We start from the raw sequence: 2,742 nt of genomic DNA, 5'->3' as shown, positions 1-2,742 counted from the left end.
TTATACTCTGGCCCCCTGCATATCCCCCCCCCTGCCAGACATCTTTTCACCGGCGATGTATCTCACGTCAGCCACCCCGGCCGGTTCATCGCCCGAAGGCTGTCAGGCAGGAAATCAGCATGAGCAGTAATATTCCTGCTGACACGGTCAGCGACAGCGTAATAACAAGCCGGTTAATCGTTTCACTTTTCATACAATATCCACAGTTTTTTCGCAGTTTCATAAGGTACATATAACGCATTAAATGACATGCGGCGGGCAAAGCCCGCCGCATCCACCGGTACAGAAACTGTACTCCCCCCCCCAGCATCCCTTCCGTATCATGATAACCTTTATCTCCCGTCTGCTGTGCCACCGCCGTCCACACGCTCAGTCCCCGGCTCAGGTTCCCCTCTACACCCGCCTTCAGCTCGCCCACGTTCCGGGTCCCGGTAACGTGGGCACCGTCGCAGTTCATCTGTACCCCGGTGGTCTGCGTGTTATAAATCCAGTTCGCTTCAACAAACGGCCGGAACTCACGGCCGGTATCCTTATCCTGCACGTTTTTTCCGCTCAGGAAGGCCCGCAGCCCCATCTTCGTCTGCACATTGTCGTTACCGGTTCCCTGAATGCGGGTGCCGTTAACCTCGGTATGGTCATCCGCTTTCACTCCTGACCTGGTAACCTGCGCATGCGGCTGCAGCCCGTACCCGTACTCCACTCGCTGGCTGGATGAGTTTGACGATCCGGCGCTGGCAGGCAAACTCTACAGCAGCGCTTTCCCGCTGGTAGACGTTACGGTCATTCCGGATGATGAAATCGCTGTCCATCGCAGTATGGCCGCCCTGACTTTACTGCAAAAGCATATTCATCAGCGGGACCTCGCTGAACTGGTTGACCGGCTGGCGCCCATTTTGCTGGCCGGATATCTCTCTTCATCGCAGGTAATATCGCTGGTACACTATATAGTGCAGGCAGGCGGAACAGCTGACGCCGAAGCCTTTGTACGCGAACTGACACAGCGTGTGCCGCAACACGGAGAGGCACTTATGACCATCGCACAACAACTTGAACAGAAAGGCATCGAGAAGGGCAGGGCTGAAGGCCTGCAGCTCGGTGAACAGCGCGGTATTGAAAAAGGCGAGCGTGAAGCTACCCTTAAAATTGCCCGTACCATGCTGCAGAACAGTATCGACCGCAGTACCGTCATGAAAATGACGGGTCTGTCTGAAGAGGTTCTGTCGCATTAACGACAGCAGGGCGACAAAAGGTGCATTGGCTACTTTTCAGGCAGCCAGCAGGTAAAACTGTTCTGCCGGTGATAACCCGTCCCCCTGCGGATGCTGATACTGCCCTTTGCGTATCATATGGATTAACTCAATGCCGGCCAGTATCGTCTGCGCCCGGCGAAATGATTTTAATCCTGTCATCAGTTTTATCCTGCGCTTGATGTTACGGTGATCCTGTTCTACAAGGTTGTTCAGGTACTTACTCTTTCTGACTCTGATGCTTTCATCTGCTGATTTACCGGCGTTGAGTGTGGTCAGCGCGGCGGTATTCGCACCGCTTTTATCAATGGTGACCACTTTCAGTTCGCCATGGCGGCGGATGGCCTTACGGAAGAAATGCAGGGCGGCTGCCGTATCCCGCCCGGCGGTCAGCAGAAAGTCGATGGTCTGACCTCCGGTATCGACGGCCCGGTACAGATATTTCCACTGCCCTCTGACTTTTATGTAAGTTTCATCCATTCGCCACCGGCGTCCCACAGAGCGTTTATGCCGCCGAAACGCTTTATCCAGATATGGCAATGCGGATGACCCAGCGGTGAAGCGTGGAATGATCAACAGTAATACCGCGCTCAGCCATCATCTCCTCCAGATTACGCAGGCTCAGGGAATAAGCCAGATACCAGCGGACACACTGTGCGATAATATCAACGGGATAATGCAGGCGTTTAAAGGCTTTTCGGATCAGGGGCATGGTCAGGCAACATCATAAAAAAAACAGCAGGTTACCTGATTAACTGCTTAATGCGACAGAGCCCTCATGAATCCCTGAATAACCTGACGCCGGAAGAATACCGGCTGATGGCTGAAACCCCGTAAATCTCAAAAAGTGCGTGGAACTAAAACGGGTGTGCTTACAAATCAACGGGGAGCAGGTCAGGCGAACTAAGGAAAGCGATAGAGGACTATATCCATTACTACAACTACGAGCGGATAAACCTGAAATTAAAAGGCCTGAGTCCGGTAGAATACCGAACCCAGGCCCAGAAAGCCGCTTAACATGAACTGTCCAACTTTATGGGGGCAGTCCAGTAGTGGGCTTTTTTATTCCTGCCTTAACAAAGGATGCATCACCATTCATAGCTAATAAATTGAACCATAAGTTAATTTTTGTCCGGGTGGGCGCAATTATCGACTTGATCTGGCGGGCATGTATTATAATTATATCCGATTTCATCCGATTTTTTTTCTACATTACCTCTTTTGACGGTAGCAAAAAAAGCAACTTGTGCTATTGCGTTTGGTGTAAAGTCTGACGGATATGGCCCAACACTAATTTTCCCTTTAGCTACATCAGCTGCAACAATATTATAGCTTTTCGTGAAATCATTAACAGCGGAGTTATTTATTGAAACAAAGTGGAATACAACGTTGTCACCCTCTTTCATATTGTCATATTTCACAGTAAAAGTGCCGTAAGTCATAGCCGCTACATTGAAAAAATCCGTACTCCAGTTCACAACCAGCGTTGGTTCCC

At 50.8% G+C, this 2,742-nt stretch carries 3 protein-coding genes and 3 pseudogenes; 3 read left to right on the top strand and 3 right to left on the bottom strand.

Annotated features, from left to right (window positions below):
• Positions 1 to 85: 85 nt before the first annotated feature.
• Positions 86 to 649: an autotransporter outer membrane beta-barrel domain-containing protein gene (locus GSQ70_RS23225; protein ID WP_233268461.1), complete on the bottom strand. Its 564-nt coding sequence runs from the start codon at positions 647 to 649 to the stop codon at positions 86 to 88.
• Positions 650 to 680: 31 nt separating this feature from the next.
• On the opposite strand from GSQ70_RS23225, the pseudogene GSQ70_RS23220 reads away from it, so the two are divergent.
• Positions 681 to 1,229: pseudogene (locus GSQ70_RS23220) on the top strand (Rpn family recombination-promoting nuclease/putative transposase); the annotation flags it as partial.
• A 36-nt stretch (positions 1,230 to 1,265) separates the two neighbouring features.
• Here the strand turns inward: GSQ70_RS23220 and GSQ70_RS23215 are convergent.
• Positions 1,266 to 1,959, bottom strand: a protein-coding gene (locus GSQ70_RS23215) for an IS6 family transposase (RefSeq protein ID WP_158784721.1) whose coding sequence is annotated in 2 segments (ribosomal slippage) — positions 1,266 to 1,785 and positions 1,784 to 1,959 — 696 coding nt in all. Because the reading frame shifts where the segments join, the coding sequence is not laid out codon by codon here.
• 56 nt (positions 1,960 to 2,015) lie between these two features.
• Here GSQ70_RS23215 and GSQ70_RS23210 point away from each other — a divergent pair.
• A pseudogene (locus tag GSQ70_RS23210) lies at positions 2,016 to 2,084 on the top strand (integrase); the annotation flags it as partial.
• Positions 2,085 to 2,147: 63 nt separating this feature from the next.
• A pseudogene (locus tag GSQ70_RS23205) lies at positions 2,148 to 2,264 on the top strand (IS3 family transposase); the annotation flags it as partial.
• Positions 2,265 to 2,368: 104 nt separating this feature from the next.
• On the opposite strand, the gene GSQ70_RS23200 reads toward GSQ70_RS23205, so the two are convergent.
• Positions 2,369 to 2,742 (bottom strand): hypothetical protein (locus GSQ70_RS23200; RefSeq protein WP_233268459.1); only part of this gene is annotated, 374 nt, incomplete at its 5' end.

The sequence above is a fragment of the Pantoea sp. BAV 3049 genome (genome assembly GCF_009765445.1).
In the GTDB taxonomy this organism is placed as follows: Bacteria; Pseudomonadota; Gammaproteobacteria; order Enterobacterales; family Enterobacteriaceae; genus Erwinia.
Note: the sequence above shows the minus strand (reverse complement) of the source record. Positions and strands in the feature narration are given on the sequence as shown.